The organism is Rhodanobacter sp. AS-Z3 (assembly GCF_029224025.1).
GTDB lineage: Bacteria > Pseudomonadota > Gammaproteobacteria > Xanthomonadales > Rhodanobacteraceae > Rhodanobacter.
This window is the reverse complement of record NZ_CP119392.1, coordinates 3253389-3268562: the sequence shown is the minus strand read 5'-3', so window position 1 is coordinate 3268562 and position 15174 is coordinate 3253389. Positions and strand designations below refer to the sequence as shown.

General features: G+C 63.5%; 18 protein-coding genes and 1 riboswitch. Of the genes, 4 read left to right on the top strand and 14 right to left on the bottom strand.

The genetic code is table 11. The annotated features are described in order from the left end of the window. Positions 1 to 95 precede the first annotated feature (95 nt). A complete protein-coding gene (locus PY254_RS14660; protein WP_281012776.1) occupies positions 96 to 1022 on the top strand; it encodes a cupredoxin domain-containing protein in 927 nt (308 codons plus the stop codon). Continuing rightward, a complete protein-coding gene (locus PY254_RS14655) occupies positions 1019 to 2083 on the top strand; it encodes a hypothetical protein (protein ID WP_281012775.1) in 1065 nt (354 codons plus the stop codon). Before PY254_RS14660 ends, PY254_RS14655 begins: the two co-directional genes overlap by 4 nt. On the opposite strand, the gene PY254_RS14650 is transcribed toward PY254_RS14655, so the two are convergent. Beyond that, positions 2055 to 4487: a penicillin acylase family protein gene (locus PY254_RS14650; protein ID WP_281012774.1), complete on the bottom strand. Its 2433-nt coding sequence runs from the start codon at positions 4485 to 4487 to the stop codon at positions 2055 to 2057. The two genes, PY254_RS14655 and PY254_RS14650, sit on opposite strands and share 29 nt — an antisense overlap. Beyond that, positions 4484 to 5302 (bottom strand): phosphodiester glycosidase family protein, encoded by an 819-nt coding sequence (locus PY254_RS14645; protein ID WP_281012773.1) that lies wholly within the window; start codon positions 5300 to 5302, stop codon positions 4484 to 4486. The genes PY254_RS14650 and PY254_RS14645 overlap by 4 nt, the downstream gene beginning before the upstream one ends. A gap of 102 nt (positions 5303 to 5404) precedes the next feature. On the opposite strand from PY254_RS14645, the gene PY254_RS14640 reads away from it, so the two are divergent. Together PY254_RS14640 and PY254_RS14635 are read left to right on the top strand one after the other, a co-directional pair. Beyond that, positions 5405 to 5890 carry an NUDIX hydrolase gene (locus PY254_RS14640; RefSeq protein WP_281012772.1) on the top strand — a complete coding sequence of 162 codons (486 nt, stop codon included), beginning with the start codon at positions 5405 to 5407 and terminating at the stop codon, positions 5888 to 5890. Then, the gene (locus PY254_RS14635) at positions 5887 to 6285 is read left to right on the top strand and encodes an NUDIX hydrolase (protein ID WP_281015236.1); all 399 of its coding nucleotides are present in this window, start codon (positions 5887 to 5889) and stop codon (positions 6283 to 6285) included. Before PY254_RS14640 ends, PY254_RS14635 begins: the two co-directional genes overlap by 4 nt. An 83-nt stretch (positions 6286 to 6368) precedes the next feature. Here the strand turns inward: PY254_RS14635 and PY254_RS14630 are convergent, their stop codons facing one another. The 12 genes from PY254_RS14630 to crcB all read right to left on the bottom strand — a co-directional run bounded on the left by PY254_RS14630 (position 6369) and on the right by crcB (position 14978). Further along, positions 6369 to 7145 carry a lipoate--protein ligase family protein gene (locus PY254_RS14630; protein ID WP_281012771.1) on the bottom strand — a complete coding sequence of 259 codons (777 nt, stop codon included), beginning with the start codon at positions 7143 to 7145 and terminating at the stop codon, positions 6369 to 6371. Continuing rightward, a complete protein-coding gene (locus tag PY254_RS14625) occupies positions 7142 to 7432 on the bottom strand; it encodes a lipoate-protein ligase small subunit (protein ID WP_281012770.1) in 291 nt (96 codons plus the stop codon). The genes PY254_RS14630 and PY254_RS14625 overlap by 4 nt, the downstream gene beginning before the upstream one ends. 40 nt (positions 7433 to 7472) lie before the next feature. Then, the gene (locus PY254_RS14620; protein ID WP_281012769.1) at positions 7473 to 7907 is read right to left on the bottom strand and encodes a hypothetical protein; all 435 of its coding nucleotides are present in this window, start codon (positions 7905 to 7907) and stop codon (positions 7473 to 7475) included. A gap of 204 nt (positions 7908 to 8111) precedes the next feature. Further along, positions 8112 to 10349 carry a DNA topoisomerase IV subunit A gene (gene parC / locus PY254_RS14615; RefSeq protein WP_281012768.1) on the bottom strand — a complete coding sequence of 746 codons (2238 nt, stop codon included), beginning with the start codon at positions 10347 to 10349 and terminating at the stop codon, positions 8112 to 8114. A gap of 81 nt (positions 10350 to 10430) precedes the next feature. Continuing rightward, positions 10431 to 11297, bottom strand: a complete 867-nt coding sequence (locus PY254_RS14610; RefSeq protein WP_281012767.1) for a TraB/GumN family protein — start codon at positions 11295 to 11297, stop codon at positions 10431 to 10433. Between the two features lie 67 nt (positions 11298 to 11364). Next, the gene (locus PY254_RS14605) at positions 11365 to 11610 is read right to left on the bottom strand and encodes a hypothetical protein (RefSeq protein ID WP_281012766.1); all 246 of its coding nucleotides are present in this window, start codon (positions 11608 to 11610) and stop codon (positions 11365 to 11367) included. 141 nt (positions 11611 to 11751) lie between these two features. Beyond that, positions 11752 to 12033, bottom strand: coding sequence for a hypothetical protein (locus PY254_RS14600; RefSeq protein ID WP_281012765.1), 282 nt, complete (start codon positions 12031 to 12033; stop codon positions 11752 to 11754). A gap of 72 nt (positions 12034 to 12105) precedes the next feature. Further along, complete coding sequence (locus PY254_RS14595; RefSeq protein WP_281012764.1) at positions 12106 to 12456, bottom strand: hypothetical protein; 351 nt, start codon at positions 12454 to 12456, stop codon at positions 12106 to 12108. Between the two features lie 530 nt (positions 12457 to 12986). Beyond that, positions 12987 to 14015 (bottom strand): proline iminopeptidase-family hydrolase, encoded by a 1029-nt coding sequence (locus tag PY254_RS14590; protein WP_281012763.1) that lies wholly within the window; start codon positions 14013 to 14015, stop codon positions 12987 to 12989. Positions 14016 to 14049: 34 nt separating this feature from the next. After that, on the bottom strand, positions 14050 to 14214 hold the full coding sequence (locus PY254_RS14585; protein ID WP_281012762.1) for a hypothetical protein: 165 nt from the start codon (positions 14212 to 14214) through the stop codon (positions 14050 to 14052). A 25-nt stretch (positions 14215 to 14239) separates the two neighbouring features. Then, complete coding sequence (locus tag PY254_RS14580; protein WP_281012761.1) at positions 14240 to 14578, bottom strand: putative PII-like signaling protein; 339 nt, start codon at positions 14576 to 14578, stop codon at positions 14240 to 14242. 13 nt (positions 14579 to 14591) lie between these two features. Then, positions 14592 to 14978, bottom strand: coding sequence for a fluoride efflux transporter CrcB (gene crcB / locus PY254_RS14575; protein ID WP_281012760.1), 387 nt, complete (start codon positions 14976 to 14978; stop codon positions 14592 to 14594). 65 nt (positions 14979 to 15043) lie between these two features. Continuing rightward, positions 15044 to 15149: riboswitch (Fluoride riboswitch) on the bottom strand. Positions 15150 to 15174 lie beyond the last annotated feature (25 nt).

Here is a 15174-nt window from a genome sequence, read left to right as displayed (position 1 = left end):
TCGGAGGGTTCTGCACGGAAGCCCGTGCGAAGCGAAGGACGCTATCCGGCACTCGCCGGATGGCGCAGTTGAGTTGAATGACCTCAGGGGGTCGCATGTACACGTATCGTATGGGTTTGATGGGCGCGCTGATGATGTTGAGCGCCTGCAGCATGGCGCCACCACGGCCGCACGCCGCTGCCGTAACCGGCCCGATCGCCGCTGCGCCTGCGCCAGCACCGCTCGTGGCAGCGACGTCGAAAGTTGTGCCTGCGCCAGCAGCGTCTGCCTTGCAGCCAGCGCCGGCGCCATTGTCCGCAACGCCGGTTCCGGCTGCGATCGCGGCGCCGGTGGCGGTCGCCGCGCCCGCTCACCCGCTGATGTCACCTCACCCCGTGCCGAAGTTGGCGCCGGCGAAGAAGGCCGCGGCGGCTGCGATTGCTGCGCCAGCACAGGCGACCCTGCAAGTCAGTGGTCACGTGATGCTGAAGCCCGCGCGCGGTCAGCAGATAGAGGCTGGCGAACAAGCCGACACGCTGGTCTATTTCGTGCCCGTCAGCGGCGGCAGCCGCGCCCGCCCGGGTCACTACACGGTGTATACGCATAATCGCGACTTCAGTCCCGAGTCGCTTGCCGTACCGCTCGGCAGCACGGTGAGCTTCGTGAATCTTGATGATGTGCGCCACAACGTGTTCTCGGTGACGCCCGGTTCGGCGTTCGATCTTGGCTATCAAGGCTCCGGCGAAAAGGCTGATCATGCCTTCGGCCATGCCGGCATCGTGCTGGTCAGCTGCAACGTCCACCACTCGATGGAGCTGGATGTGCTGGTGGTGCCTTCGCCCTACATGGTCAAAGTGGGCGCCGATGGAAACTTCACCCTGGCCGGACTGCCGAAGGGTCCGGGCACGCTGTACTTCTGGAATCCTCGCGCGCAACTGGTCAGCCAAAAGGTGACGTTGCCGATGGGCGCCGCGGTGAGCCAGCAGATTCTGGCAGTGCGGCCACGATTGACCACGGCACTGAACGCGGGCGAACAGCCATGAATCCGGCCAGCCGCTTCCTGTTGGTCGGCCTCGGTACCGTAATGTTGTTTGCTGTCGCTGCGGTGGCGGGAGTGGTCTGGCAGGTTGACCACGCCGCGCGTGGCCATGCGCTGGATCAACTGCGCGTGACCGCGACGGTGGAGCGCGAGCTGGCAGCGAACCGGCTCAGTGAACTGCAGCTGCGCGCCGACCTGCTCGCCCAGGACCCTGCCTTTGTCGACTACGTGGCGCAGTCGCTTATTCCCAATCCACAACTGGGTGGTGCGGTCGACAGTGCGTCGATCAGCGACTTGCTCAAGGATCGCCGACGCGGCTACGACATCGCGATGGTGCTCGATCCGCAGGGCCGGCCGGTAGCCACCTCCGGCATTTTTCTGAAAGACCACGCCAGCATTCAGCACGATGCCCTGGTCACCGGCGCCATCAGCCAGCTCCAGCCGCAGCAAGGCCTGTGGGTGGATCACGCTCAGCTGTACTGGGTGTCGGTCAGTCCGCTGGTGCGCGGCGCCGCGTTGCAGGGCGTGCTGATTGCCGCCAGCCGCGTGGACGATGCGTTTGCCATCGCGGTCAGTCGCATCGCGCATACCGACGTGGCCTTGCTGATGCAGCCTGTGGCTGGCTCGGCACTACCGCCTTCGACTGGTCTGGGCTGGACTGGAGCAGCGCTGTCCGCACAATTGGATCGCGTGCTGGCGGTCAGCAACAGCGCGGGCAAGGCTTTGAACCTGACCGATGGTCAGCATGCAACCGTCAGCTGGGTGACGCCACTGCAGGCGTCCGGCGGGCGTGCTGCGCTGGTGGCGATCGGTCCGGACAAGGAGGGTACTGCGCTCAATCCCGTGGCGCTGCCGTGGTTGGTCGGCGTGGTGGGTTTTGCGCTGTGCGCCTTGCTGCTGGTGTTGCTGCAATGGTGGCGTACCTGGTTGCCGCTGCAGCGCATGCTGGCGGTGATCGAGCTGGCCGGTCAGGGCGACCAGCACCTCACCATTCGCACCAGCGGCAGCGCCATCGTCAGGCGCTTGCGCGAGGGCATCAATCCTTTGTTGCACCGGGTTCTCTAGCGGCCGGCTGCAGGGTCAGCGTGTGTTGGTTGGCTCCGGGCAACAGCGGTGTTGGACGTCCGGCAACCCAATCCTGATGGCCGGCGCCGAAGTAGGGCGACAACGGATGATCACTTTGGCCGCCCGGCATGTTGAGGATCGCCTGATCCTCTTGACCGGGCGAGACGTCCAGATGTTCGGACGCACCGAAGCCCGGTCCCGCCACGTGCGGCATGTTGTTGTCCCCCGCCAGTGGCTGGTCGGGCATGTCGATATGTCGGCCCAGCCAGCGCGGCAGGCCCGCCGACAACGGGTGCCGGATATCGGTGCGATTGCGCTCACCCCAGTTGCGCGCAGCGAGACCACCGGGTTGCTTGCCCAGTTCGTCCGCCACCTGCTTCGCCGAGGCGATCAGCAGGGCGTGCCAATCGTGGTAGGCGGGGTCGAACAACTGTGGTGGCTGCGCGTGCAGCAACGACCACACAGCGGCTTCCGCACTGCTTTCGCCGGGCCAGCTGAAGTCAGGGAATCGTTGTTGCACGCGTGCGATAAACGGCGCCAGCACGGTCTTGCTGACCTGGGCACGGAAGGCACGTACCAGTCGGTAGTCAACGCTGTCGACGGCGGCGCGCCCGCGCCACGTTGCCGTGAGTTGACGCAACGGCTGCAGTGCCGGATCGGTGTTGTCGGCCAGCGTGTCCTGCAACAAGTGCTGCCAGCGGCTGAGGAACACGGCGCGGTTATCCAGCTGGATATCGAGCAGGTTGCCCGGAGTGAAGCTGACACGTCCATGCAGTTCGTCGCGAATCTGTTGCGCGCGTGCGCCAAGGTCATGCCCGCCGTTGCCGAGCAGTGCCAGCGCGTTGCCGTCGACGGTGCGGTTGTTGGCCGTCCACAGTCTTCCGTCAACGGGATTTTCGATGCGTGGATACTGCGCGGGTGCCGCCCAGCCTTGCCAGCCCGTGCCGAATTTGGACCAGTCCGAGGGAAGCAGCGGGTCGATGCCGGCGCGCAGTGGAATGCTGTTGCCGGCGAGGCTCCAGCCGATGTTGCCGGCGCTGTCGGCAACCAGCAGATTTTGCGGCGGCATGCCTAGCGTTGGGGCAAGGTCGAGCGCCTTGTCCACGCTGGATGCACGTTCCAGTTGCATCAGTTCGACGTTGTACGCGCGCGGTTGTGCACCGATCCATGAAAGCGCCAACGGCGTGCCATCCGCATCGGTGCCCATGATCGGGCCCCAGCGGGTGTCGTCAACTTTCAGGATGGTGTCTGGCTGACCCTTCACCTGGATATGTTCGTCGTGATGGTCGAGCGCGGCCCAGCCCTCGGGCACTTTGTAACGGGTCGGATCAGCCGGGTCGCGCCGCACGCGCACCCAGTCCTGCCAGTCGCCATAACTGTTGGTGAAGCCCCAGGCAATCTGCCCGTTGGAAGCCACGATCATCGCCGGCGTGCCGGGCAGGCTGACGCCATTGACGTCGCGCTCGCCGTTCGGTGCGCTGGCATCGGGATAGCGCAGGCGCGTGCGAAACCAGATGTTCGGTACGCCCAGACCCAGATGCATGTCGTTCGCCAGCATCGCCGAACCGTTGCCGGTGAGTCGGCCAGCGACGGCGAAGTTGTTGTTGCCGGGGCGCGGTGCATCCAGTGCCGGTGCCAGCGCGGCGTTGAGCGTCACCGAGGCGATCGTCGATGCGTGTTGGCGCAGGTCGAAAAGGCTGGCGGCCGGGATCACCGGCGAGGCGGACAACGGGCCGCTCAACGGGGCTTCCCAGGTCGGGTCAGGCGCCAGCAGGAAGTCCACCAACGGCCCGGGCAGTACGGCTCGAATCTGCGCGAAACGCAGTTCGCGTTCGTTACGGCCGTCGCTGTTGAGATCCAGGTACATCGATCCGATCACCAGCATGCTGTCTTCGGAACGCCACAGCTGTGGTTGACTGCCCAGCAGCAGGTATTCCCACGGCCGCACGCGCAGGTCGGCCAGTCCGGCGTTCACACCGTCGCGGTAACGATCAAGCTCGCGTTTTTCCGCAGGTTCCATTTGCGCATAAGCGGCCTCGGCCACGGCGCGAAGACGATGGCGACGATGGTTGAGGTCGAGCTTCAATGCCGCCGGACCCACCAGTGCTGACAGTTCGCCGGCGCTGGCGCGGCGCATCAGGTCCATCTCGAAGAAGCGTTCCTGCGCGTGCACGTAGCCAAGCGCGTAGCTGAGGTCGGTGCGGTCCTTGCCGGTCAGGGTGACGGTGCCCAACGCGTCACGTGTGATGCTGACCGGTGCGGCAAGATCCGAACTGCTGCGCGTGCCATCGAGTTGCGCGCGACTGCCGGCGAACAGCCACCAGCCGGTGAGGAACGCGGCGAACAACAAGGTGAGTAGAAGCAGCAGCGAGATCCGCAACAGGCGGAAGCGGCGGGTCATCATGGCTTGGCGAACACGGCAAAGATTCCTGCGTAGGGTTTGACCATGAAAGCCGGTGCACCGGCGTAGCCCTGGCCATCAACATAGAGCTGCGAGATGCTGCCATCCAGATACAGCGCATTGCGACAACCGAGCTTGTCGCGAAACAGCCGTCCAAACGTATGGAAGTTGACCGGTGCTTCGCTGGCAGCAAACACCACGTCAGTGGACGTTCTTGCGCAAACGCCGCTGCGCCATTTAAGGCTCGCCGAGTCATCGACGAATTGCTCGTTGAGCTTGCCGTCGATCAGCAGCATCGGGCCGGACTGGGTAGCCCAGCGCGCAGCCTGGCCATCCGCCTTGAACGCCTCACTGGTACGCACGGCCGCATGGCCATCGGGATACACCGCGAAGACGCCATTGGGCAGCAGCGAAAAATTGCCGGATGCCGGGTTGCCGTGCGCCAGATTCAACGGCACCAGCGTCTTGCCATCTTCCACATATAGTCCCAGTGGCGCGAATTTGTGATCGTAGATGCCGGCGTTGGCGGCAAACAGCAGCCGCTGCCCGCGTGCCTCGCCCCATTGGCGCAGTGTTTCGATGCTGCCGAACGGTTGCCCGCTGGTTGGGTCGCGCCAGTGCAATGACAAGTTTTCGCGCTTGAGATCGACGTGCACGATTCGATAATTTTGCCCATCGAACGCGACGTCGCTGCTGTCCAGCGCCTGTGCGGTGGGTGCGCAGCCGGGAACGACGGCCAGCAAGACCAGCGGCAGCAGCAGGTGCAGCAGTCGACGAAGGCGAGGAGGATGGGGCAGACGCGGAATATGGGAAGACATGTGTCGATGGTCGCCGCCCTGCCGCGTGGGTGCAAGCCCGGTGATGCGACTGCGCACCGGACCATCTGTCGTTAAACTTGGCGTTTTCCCCGGTATTCCTCCATGCCCTATACCCCGATAGTGGCGACACTCGGTTACGTGCTCTCGCCTGATCGTCGCGAGGTGCTGATGATTCACCGTAACGCGCGGCCGGATGACCAGCACCTGGGCAAGTACAACGGCCTGGGCGGCAAGATGGAGCCGGAAGAAGATATCGCTGCATGCATGCGCCGCGAGATTCGCGAGGAGGCGGGCATCGAGTGCGAGTCGATGCAACTGCGCGGCACACTCAACTGGCCGGGCTTTGGCAAGCAGGGTGAGGACTGGCTGGGCTTCATCTTCGTGATCGATCATTACAGCGGTACGCCGCTGACGAGCAACCCCGAGGGCACGCTGGAATGGGTGGCGCTGGATCGCCTTATGGAGCTGCCGATGTGGGAAGGCGACCGCCATTTTCTGCCGCTGGTGTTCGATGGCGACCCGCGCCCGTTCCATGGCGTGATGCCGTACAAGGACGGATGCATGCAATCGTGGTCGTACAGCCGTTGAGCGACGCGCAAGTCATACGCATTGTCGCGGCGGTGATTCGCGATGATCGCGGCCGCATCTTGCTGGTGCGCAAGCGCGGTGCGGCGGTGTTCCAGCAGCCCGGGGGCAAGCGTGATCCCGCTGATGTCGATGAGCTCGCCACGCTGGCCCGCGAATTGCGCGAGGAGCTGGGCTGCGCACTGGTAACTGCTTCCGCACGCTTGCTGTGCCATTGCAGTGCGCCGGCCGCGAACGAGCCGGGTCACCGCGTCGAGGCGGTTGTCTACGTTGTTGAGGTATGCGGCGTGGTTACATCGCAAGCCGAAATCGAAGAACTGCGCTGGATCGACCCGGCCGCACCGGACGTGCCCGTGGCGCAGCTCAGCCGTGAGCACATCCTGCCATTGCTGCGCTGATGGCGTAGGGCGGGCACCGCCCGTCAGGTCTTCCACACCACCGGGGCAGTGGGCAGCGTCCGTCCTGCACGCTGCAGAAGGGGTTACGCCACGTCACTCAGCCAGGCTGCGCTGCCGAACTTGCTGATCGCCAGTGCCTCGGCTTGGGCCAGTTCCTCACTGGTCAAGCTGCCGTTGTTCAGTCCATGCAGGCGGCGGAACGTGGCGATCATGCGTTCGATCACTTCCTCACGGGGCAGGCCAGTCTGACTGCGCAGCGGATCGACCCGCTTGGCGGCACTGGTAGTGCCCTTGTCCGACAGCTTCTCGCGACCGATGCGCAACACTTCCAGCATCTTGGTCGCGTCGATGTCATAGGCCATGGTGACGTGATGCAGCACGGCGCCACCGCGATGCACCTGCGCCGCGCCGGCGATCTTGCCGCCTTCGGAGGTGATGTCGTTGAGCGGCTTGTACCACGCCTTGATGCCCATGTCGGCGAGTGCCGCCAGCACCCATTCGTCGAGGAAAGCATAGGCTTCCTGAAACGACAGGCCCTTGATCAGCGACTGCGGCGCGTAGATGGAATAGGTGATGGTGTTGCCCGGTTCGATGAACATCGCGCCGCCACCGGAAACCCGGCGCACCACTTCGATGCCGTGCCGCTTCGCAGCTTCCGTATCCACCTCGTTGCGCAACGATTGGAAGCGGCCGATGACCACCGCCGGTGAGGCCCATTCCCAGATGCGTAGCGTGGGCGGGCGAAGCCCGGCGCCGACCTCGTGCGTCAGCACGTCTTCCAGTGCCATATGCAGGGCTGGGGATTGCGGAATCGTGTGGATCAGCTGCCAGTCGTGATCGTGCCAATCGGTGCGCATCATGCCGCGGTGTCTCCGTCCAGCGCACGACGTACCGCCACTGCAATGGCTTCGGGTGAAATGCCGAACATCATCACCTCGGTGCCGAGCGCGGCGTGGATGGTGGTGGCCAGTTCGACTTCACCGGTATGCACGGGTTGCCCAAGCAAGCTGGCGTTGATCGTATCCAGCGCGCTGTCCGGCTCCAGAAAAAAGTCGCCGCTTAAATGAACATGGGTCAAGCGGCCGTCGCTGGTGTCGAGGTCAACCACCACCAGTTTGCCGCCAGGCATCTTGTATTCGCCGTGCATGGAGACCCTCCTCGACACTATCCGGCGATTATAACGTCGATCAGTGACCGCGGCCGTGGAAGTGGCCGGTGCTGGTGCCGACCGAGATGCTGATACCGCCGCTGGGATGATCGCAACTGCCAAACGCCTTGCTGACGTTCACCGTGCCGGTCTGGTAGTTCCCGCTGACGTGATTGCCGCCGACTACGCCCATGCCCACGCTGCCATGCACTTGTGGCTGGTTGTAGCTGGAGTCGTCGCAGTCACGCCGGGTGTCGCTGGCTACTTCGGTATTGCCCATGCGACCGCTGGTGTCGCCGTAATAGACGCCTGGTGCGCTGGTGCTGGACGTGGCGGGTGCCGCGGCACTGCTGCTGGCGGCGGGAACGTCGCTGGGCGGCAGCTTGAGGTTCAGCGGCTTGTGCGCGGTTTGTGCCCATGCTGTGGTGGCCAGCAGTGTGGCGAACAGGGCGGGTAGGGTGCGTTGGATGCTCATGGGGACTCCGGGTATCACGTGGTGAACGCGCGGGGCTGCGTTCGCGTGTACATCCCTGTTGGAACGGCCGCGCGCCGACAAGTTCCTGCCGAGTAAACCACCGCCCGTAGGAGCCCGCTGGCGGGCGATGCTCCTGTTCTGCGTATCGGCAAAAAAAGCATCGCCCGCCAGCGGGCTCCCGCGAGGACATTTTTACGCATCAGTTCACGCGGTGGTCTCGATCCGTTCAACTCGACGCAAGCCGCGTGGCAGCAGATTGCCGCGGGTGGCACGGGTGCCGCCGTACTCGACCAGGTCGGCCCACTTCAGGGTCAGCTTGCGCGCGCCGGCATACATCGTCACTTCGCCCTTGCCTTCGCTGACCACCGCCACGCCGGCCACGCGTTCGCCTTCGGCCAGTTGCTTCTTGGGGATCTCGATCAGCTTGTTGCCCTTGCCCTTGTCCAGCTCGGGCAGCTCGGCGACCGAGAACATCAGCAGATGCCCTTCGGTAGTGACCACCACGATGCGATCGCGTGCCGGGTCGGCGGTGAGTTGCGGTGCCAGCACCTTGGCCTGGTCGCTGAGGCTGATGATCTGCTTGCCGGCCTTGTTGCGGCCGGTGAGTGCTTCGAAGCGGGTGACGAAGCCGTAGCCGAAGTCACTGGCTAGCACCAGTCGGCTGTCGTTGTCGCCAGCCACCAGCGCATCGAAGCTGGCGCCGGCGACGGGACTGAAGCGGCCGGTCAGCGGGTCGCCGTTGCCGCGTGCGGATGGCAGCGTGTGCGCCGGCGTGGAGTAGGCGCGACCGGTAGAGTCGATGAAGGCAATCTGTTGCGTGGTGCGTGCCTTCACGGCAGCGAGCAAGGCATCGCCTTCGCGGTAATTCAGACCGTCGGCATCCACGTCATGACCCTTGGCAGCGCGTGCCCAACCCTTCTGGCTCAGCACCACGGTGACCGGTTCGCTGGCCACCAGCGCGCTTTCGTCCAGTGCCTGCGCCACCTGACGCTCGACCAGCGGCGAGCGGCGATCGTCGCCGAATTTCTCGGCGTCGGCACGCAGCTCTTCCTTGATCAGGGTCTTCAACTTGGCTGGCGATTTCAGCAGTACGTTGATGCGCGCGCGCTCCTCTTCGAGCTGATCGCGCTCGGCGTTGATCTTCATTTCCTCAAGACGGGCCAGCTGGCGCAGGCGCGTTTCGAGGATGTAGTCGGTCTGCTCCTCGCTGAGTCGGAAGCGCGCCATCAGCACCGGCTTGGGCTCGTCCTCGGTGCGTACGATGCGGATCACTTCGTCGAGATTGAGGTAGGCGGTATGCAGGCCTTCCAACAGGTGCAGGCGGCGGTCGACCTTGGCCAGACGGTGTTCGAGTCGGCGCGTCACGGTGCTGGTGCGGAACGCCAGCCATTCGCTGAGAATACGCTTGAGATCCTTCACCTGCGGCCGGCCATCCAGGCCGATCATGTTGAGATTGACGCGGAAACTCTTCTCCATGTCGGTGGTGGCGAACAGGTGCTGCATGGTCTCGTCCGCATCGACGCGGTTCGAGCGCGGCACAATCACCAGCCGGGTCGGGTTCTCGTGATCGGACTCGTCGCGCAGGTCCTCGATCATCGGCAGTTTTTTCGCGCGCATCTGCGCGGCGATCTGTTCGAGGATCTTCGACGGGCTGACCTGATGCGGCAGCGCGGTGATCACGATATTGCCTTCCTCGCGCTGGTAGATCGCGCGGGCGCGCACCGAACCCCCGCCAGTCTGGTAGATCGACAACAGGTCAGCGCGCGAGGTGATGATCTCCGCCTCGGTCGGATAATCCGGGCCGAGCACGTGTTCGCACAGTTCGGCGACCGTCGCGTTCGGCTCGTCCAGCAGACGGATGCAGGCGGTGACCAGTTCGCGCAGATTGTGTGGCGGAATGTCGGTGGCCATGCCCACCGCAATGCCCATCGAGCCGTTCAACAGCACATGCGGCACGCGCGCTGGCAGCCAGCTTGGCTCTTCCAGCGTACCGTCGAAATTCGGTACCCAGTCGACCGTGCCGTGAGCCAGTTCGCCCAGCAGCGCTTCGGCGATCGGGCTGAGCTTGCTTTCGGTATAGCGCATCGCGGCGAAGCTTTTCGGGTCGTCCGGCGAGCCGAAGTTGCCCTGGCCATTGACCAGCGGATAGCGGTACGAGAATGGCTGCGCCATCAGCACCATCGCTTCGTAGCTGGAGCTGTCGCCATGCGGATGGAATTTGCCGATCACGTCACCGATGGTGCGCGCGGACTTTTTCGGCTTGGCGGTGGAGGCCAGCCCCAGCTCGCTCATCGCGTAGATGATGCGTCGCTGCACCGGCTTCAGGCCGTCCCCGACGAAGGGCAGGGCGCGGTCCAGCACCACGTACATCGAGTAATCGAGATAAGCCCGCTCGGCGTATTCCTTCAGCGGGATCTGTTCGTAATTGGCTTGCAGGTTCATGCGTTGGATCTTGAAAAGTGGCGCGCGGCGCGCGGATAACCGGTCGATGGTGCCAGAAAGCACCCGGTTCTTGTAGGAGAACTACTCCCGTACGGCCGAAATGCCGAGCTTGTTCAGCTGCACCTGCACGCTGTCCGGCCCGGCCAGATGCGCCGCGCCGACCGCGATGAAGACGGTGCCGGGTTGCTGCAGCAGGCTGGCGATCTTCGCCGCCCAGGCCTGGTTCCGTTGCACCAGCATCACCTGATAGAGCTTCGGTTCCTGTGTGCGCATCTCGGCGGTGCCGACGCGGTCGAGGGTGTCCGGGTCACCGGCCTTCCAGGCGGCGATCATCTCCTCCAGTTGGGTCGTGCCCTTGTCCGCATCACGCATGCTTGAGCGCAGCAGCCCCAGTTCGACCGAGCGCGGCATGTCGGCAAGCAGGTGGATCTGCTGCTCGGCGGTTTCCAGCCCGACCACGGGTTTGTGCGCGGCCGTCATCTGTGCGCGCAGTTGTTTATCCACGCCTTGCGCCGGGTCCATGCCGGCGTTCTTCAGCGGTGACAGTGACAAGGTCAAGGCAGCCAGCCACGGTCGCATGATGTTCAAGGTTTGCATGCCGCCGGGTACACCGGCCTTGTTGGCGAGCATGCGCAGGCGCTGCGCTTCGGACTCGCTGAGCTGGCCGGTCAACGGATGCGCGGTATCCATGCCCATGCGCAATACCAGGCCGGCGATGTTGGCCGGGTTGTCGTCCGTCAGTTCGATGTACAAGGTCTGGCTGTCGGCCAGCGCGCGGTCCAGTACCGGGTAGTGCCAGTCGGCGTCCTTCGGCATCAGGTGCACGGTGCCGAACAGGTAGATCGTGGTGTCGGCGTCCTTCACCACCCACAGCGCCGGGTCGGCGATGGCGGCCGCGGGCAGCAGCAGAAGCAGTGCGACGGCACAGCGGGTGAGCAGATGTTTCATGCCGAGCAGTGTTGCGGCAAGTGCAGCCCAGTTCAATCGTGTTGGGACGGCCGCTCGTCAACGTCGATCAATCGTTCCCGCGTCGGCCAGGTGGTTCGCCCTTCAGCCAGCACACCGCAATCAGACCGAGGGTGAGCAATACGATGCCGAGGGTGAACAAGCCCGGTTCGCGTACGGGTCGGAAGAAATGCATGACCAGCGAAATGCCGCCTGCGTAGATGGCAAAGCAAACCCAGCCTTGCCAGCGGGTCGGCAAGCCCCAGCCCCAACCGTAACGTTTGGCCGGAAACCAGTAGCTGCGCTCGATCTTCATGGTCGTTCCATCAGCGGGTTCGCAGGCTGGTGTACGCCGACTGGCATGTTTCTTCAAGATGACTGCAGAAGCATCGACAGCATAACCTGACAATTGGTCATGGAATTGCGCTTCTTCATGCCGTGCCTCGTTGCTGAAAGATCATGCGTCGCGCTGCTTTTTGCGTGGTGACGCAGACGGTTTGCCCGGCTCTGGCGCATGGATGCGCCACGGCCTGCTGGCCTCTTGCCAGGTCAGCAGGCGCCCCTTGGCTACCACCAGTACCCAGACCCACGCGTACCAGAACGCGAACAACCCAAACAGCGCCCACCACCACTGGCCGGATCGCGCCATGACGATGAAACCCACGGCTCCCACCAGCAACCAGATGATGGCCAGCACGGCGGCGACTACGCGATGGATGGAACGAACCGGCCTTTGCATGGCAGCTTCCTTGGGAATTGACGTGCGTCACGAGTCGCTTCCTCAGCGGCAGCGCGTAAGCGGATGCCTGCTTCAGGCTTTGCAGCGATGGATGGATTTGGTGCAGCCACCCGCGGGCCAGTCGCTGCGATGCCAGCAAATCTGGTCAGGTTCAATCACCATCAGGTCCCAGTCGATCGGCTTGCCGGCCGCATCAAGTCGCTGCTCTCCGTCCATTGACATGCGCAAGCCGTCGGGAAGCTCGCCGAGAACCTGGTAGGTGGCCTCACGGCGAGGCTCGCGGGTACCGTCCTCACGGCGAGGCACCAGCGAAAGAAACATCTTCTGCCGGTCTTCGCTGAAGCGGATCTGCTTGGGCGTCGCCGCGCAATCATCGGTGTCTGCCCAGCCCCAGTTGCCGGACAGCAAGGCGTAAGGGTTCATGCGGGTCGAGGCATCTGGTGCCTGGTCGCATCCACATAACGCTGGAATCAAGCAGCGGCGGAGCCGGCCGCTTGAATGACTGGTAAGAAGGCAGAGCCCCATGCCGTCGTGAACCAGAACCATACCGCTGCTTTGAATGCTGGGCAATCACGGGAAGGTTGTGGCCTGCGCGCGAAGAACGAACCGCTGACGACACACTACACATTGCGACGAACCGCGCGCGCCACGAAGTATACAAAAGCGAGGCGTCCACACGCGCGCGAATTGCGATGAAAATCGAGCGCGCGAAAGACCCCAATGCAGGCCAGCCAGGAACAACACAACGCGGCGAGCCTGAGAAAATTGCAAACGTGCAACACGCTTCACAAGCGTAGAAGAACGCCGCTCTGACGTCTGACGCTATGTAGATTTCAAAGTGCAGGGTAAGCCTGCAGCCGGTCCTCCACGATTACTTGTCGCGGCGCGACCGATCAACGACTTGGTGCTATTGCCGCAATCTAATCCTGCAGTGTCCGGATGTGTTGTTTGACTCACTCGGCTTCCACCTTTTTCAAGAAGCCGATTAGCCCATCAAAGTACGTTTGCTGGTCGTCATACATCGCCATGTGGCTGCCTTTCGGGCATAGCAGGAATTGTCCGTGCGGCAGTTTTTTAGCCATGCCCTGCATGTACTTCGGGTCCATGGTGTCGTGTTGGGCGCCGATAACGAGCGTGGGAACGGTGATGCGTTGCAGGTCTTTGCTGCGATCCCAGTTCAGCAGTCGGCCACTGGCGCCCAGTTCACTGGGTCCTTGCATCAGGTTGTAAATGTGTTCGTTCATGTGGCCGAACGAGCGGGTGACTGGCTCGGGCCACTGCGCCTGGGGCAGGCGCAGCACGTGCTGTTCGTATTGCATGGGGCCGAGGATGGCCATATAGCGCGGGTCGCTGGTGCGGTGTTCGGCTTCCAGCTTCTTCACCTCGGCCAGCTTGGCCTGGTCCATCGCCGGCATCAGCACGGTGTTGGCGTAGGCGTTATAGGCCGGGATCGAATCGACCATGTTGGAGATCACCAGGCATTTCAGGTGCTGCTGGTATTTCAGCGCGTATTCCATCGCCAGTACGCCGCCCCAGGAGTGGCCGAGGACGCAGAAGTTGTTCTTGTCCAGGTGCAGCGCCTGGCGCACCTGTTCCACTTCGTCGACGTAGCGGTCGACGGTCCACAGCGAGTCGTCTTTCGGTTGGTCGCTATAGGCCGAGCCGAGCTGGTCGTAGTAGATGTATTCGATGCCGGCGGCAGGCAGGAAGCTGTCGAATACCTCAAGGTATTCGTGCGTCTCACCGGGGCCGCCGTGCAGCAGCAGGACGGCCAGCTTCGGGTCGTTGCCGACGCGCTTGGTCCAGACGTGGAACGTGCCTTTGGGGGTGGTGATCGGGATCATTTTCACGCCGCCGGTCAGCATTTCGCCGTGACTGGCGTGATCGAAGTAGCTGGGTGGCGGCGCGGTGTCCGCTGCGGTGGCGACGGTGGCGACGAGCAGGGTCAGTGTGACCAGCAATTTGGTGATATGGCGCTTCATGGCTATCCCCTGATGACATAAAGGTCAGCCCTGACTATGCGGCGACCTGACGCTGTCGGCAAGTAGTCAGCGTGGCGCGCTGGCGATCGTCGTGAACGCGCCGCTCGATCGGTGCGTTGTCATGGATGCGAATGCCAGCCTGTTCCAGTGATCCGCTGGTACGTTCCTTCTGCGCGTCATGGTTCACGACGCGCTTCATGCGTAGGTGCAGTCGTTTGTCCCGTTCAGTGCTTGCCGAGTACGGCGAAGCTGGCAGGCCAGCATGCATAGGTGGCGTCGATGTTGGCGTCGCGTACGAGTTGCAACAGGATTTCGGTCTGATCTTCGTGCAACAGGAATTCGATCTTCACCGGCAGGTCGTCGGCCAGTTCGAAGAATTGCTCTTCGTGCAGCACGCCGTGCCGACCGAAGCCGGCAATGGCGCGGAATACCGAGCCGCCGCCGAGTCCACGTTTCTTGGCCTGTTCGAGCAGCCATTCGGACAGCAGCATGCCGTCGTGCTTGGTGCGCGAGTGGCAGTAGAAGGTCAGCTGCACGCCTTGCTGGAGGTTGTCCTGGTTCATGCGATGGCCCCGATCAATGGCGTAGCAGGCTGCGGGTGAGGGTGATGCCGAGCACGGTCATCGCCAGCGAGCCGATCACATGCACGGCCACGTGGCCGCTGAACCACAGGTATTGCTGGCGCAGCAGCAAGGTGGCTGACTCGGCAGAGAAGGTAGAGAAGGTGGTGAGTCCACCGAGAAAACCGGTGAACACGAACAGCCGCAGCGCCGGCGACAAGGTCTGGAAGTGATCGAACACGCCGATCACGCAGCCCATCAGCAGGCCGCCGGTGAGGTTGGCGGCAAGCGTGCCCAGCGGCAGGGTGGGAAACATCGGGTTGAGCAGGATGCCCAAGCCCCAGCGCAGCCAGCAGCCGATGGCGCCGCCGATGCCGATTGCCAAAAATCCGGTAAAGCCCACGAGCGTGCCTCCTGACGGGTGTGTCCGGTTGCCGCGATGCAGGCACGCCTGCACCGCCGGAAACCGGGGGAGCAGGCATCATCAACTTCAACGCTCGAAATCACGAGAAGTGGTTTGTTCCGGGCCGTGATGGTGTTCCGGAACGGGAGGCATGCCATCTCCCATGCCGCATCGTAGTCGATTCCGCCGCCCTGCC

Excerpts from the sequence above, each read along its gene's own strand:
- PY254_RS14660 (WP_281012776.1), top strand. The coding sequence starts at position 96 with ATGTACACGTATCGTATGGGTTTGATGGGCGCGCTGATGATGTTGAGC.
- PY254_RS14655 (WP_281012775.1), top strand. The coding sequence starts at position 1,019 with ATGAATCCGGCCAGCCGCTTCCTGTTGGTCGGCCTCGGTACCGTAATG.
- PY254_RS14650 (WP_281012774.1), bottom strand. The coding sequence starts at position 4,487 with ATGATGACCCGCCGCTTCCGCCTGTTGCGGATCTCGCTGCTGCTTCTA.
- PY254_RS14645 (WP_281012773.1), bottom strand. The coding sequence starts at position 5,302 with ATGTCTTCCCATATTCCGCGTCTGCCCCATCCTCCTCGCCTTCGTCGA.
- PY254_RS14640 (WP_281012772.1), top strand. The coding sequence starts at position 5,405 with ATGCCCTATACCCCGATAGTGGCGACACTCGGTTACGTGCTCTCGCCT.
- PY254_RS14630 (WP_281012771.1), bottom strand. The coding sequence starts at position 7,145 with ATGATGCGCACCGATTGGCACGATCACGACTGGCAGCTGATCCACACG.
- PY254_RS14625 (WP_281012770.1), bottom strand. The coding sequence starts at position 7,432 with ATGCACGGCGAATACAAGATGCCTGGCGGCAAACTGGTGGTGGTTGAC.
- PY254_RS14620 (WP_281012769.1), bottom strand. The coding sequence starts at position 7,907 with ATGAGCATCCAACGCACCCTACCCGCCCTGTTCGCCACACTGCTGGCC.
- parC (WP_281012768.1), bottom strand. The coding sequence starts at position 10,349 with ATGAACCTGCAAGCCAATTACGAACAGATCCCGCTGAAGGAATACGCC.
- PY254_RS14610 (WP_281012767.1), bottom strand. The coding sequence starts at position 11,297 with ATGAAACATCTGCTCACCCGCTGTGCCGTCGCACTGCTTCTGCTGCTG.
- PY254_RS14605 (WP_281012766.1), bottom strand. The coding sequence starts at position 11,610 with ATGAAGATCGAGCGCAGCTACTGGTTTCCGGCCAAACGTTACGGTTGG.
- PY254_RS14600 (WP_281012765.1), bottom strand. The coding sequence starts at position 12,033 with ATGCAAAGGCCGGTTCGTTCCATCCATCGCGTAGTCGCCGCCGTGCTG.
- PY254_RS14595 (WP_281012764.1), bottom strand. The coding sequence starts at position 12,456 with ATGAACCCTTACGCCTTGCTGTCCGGCAACTGGGGCTGGGCAGACACC.
- PY254_RS14590 (WP_281012763.1), bottom strand. The coding sequence starts at position 14,015 with ATGAAGCGCCATATCACCAAATTGCTGGTCACACTGACCCTGCTCGTC.
- PY254_RS14585 (WP_281012762.1), bottom strand. The coding sequence starts at position 14,214 with ATGAAGCGCGTCGTGAACCATGACGCGCAGAAGGAACGTACCAGCGGA.
- PY254_RS14580 (WP_281012761.1), bottom strand. The coding sequence starts at position 14,578 with ATGAACCAGGACAACCTCCAGCAAGGCGTGCAGCTGACCTTCTACTGC.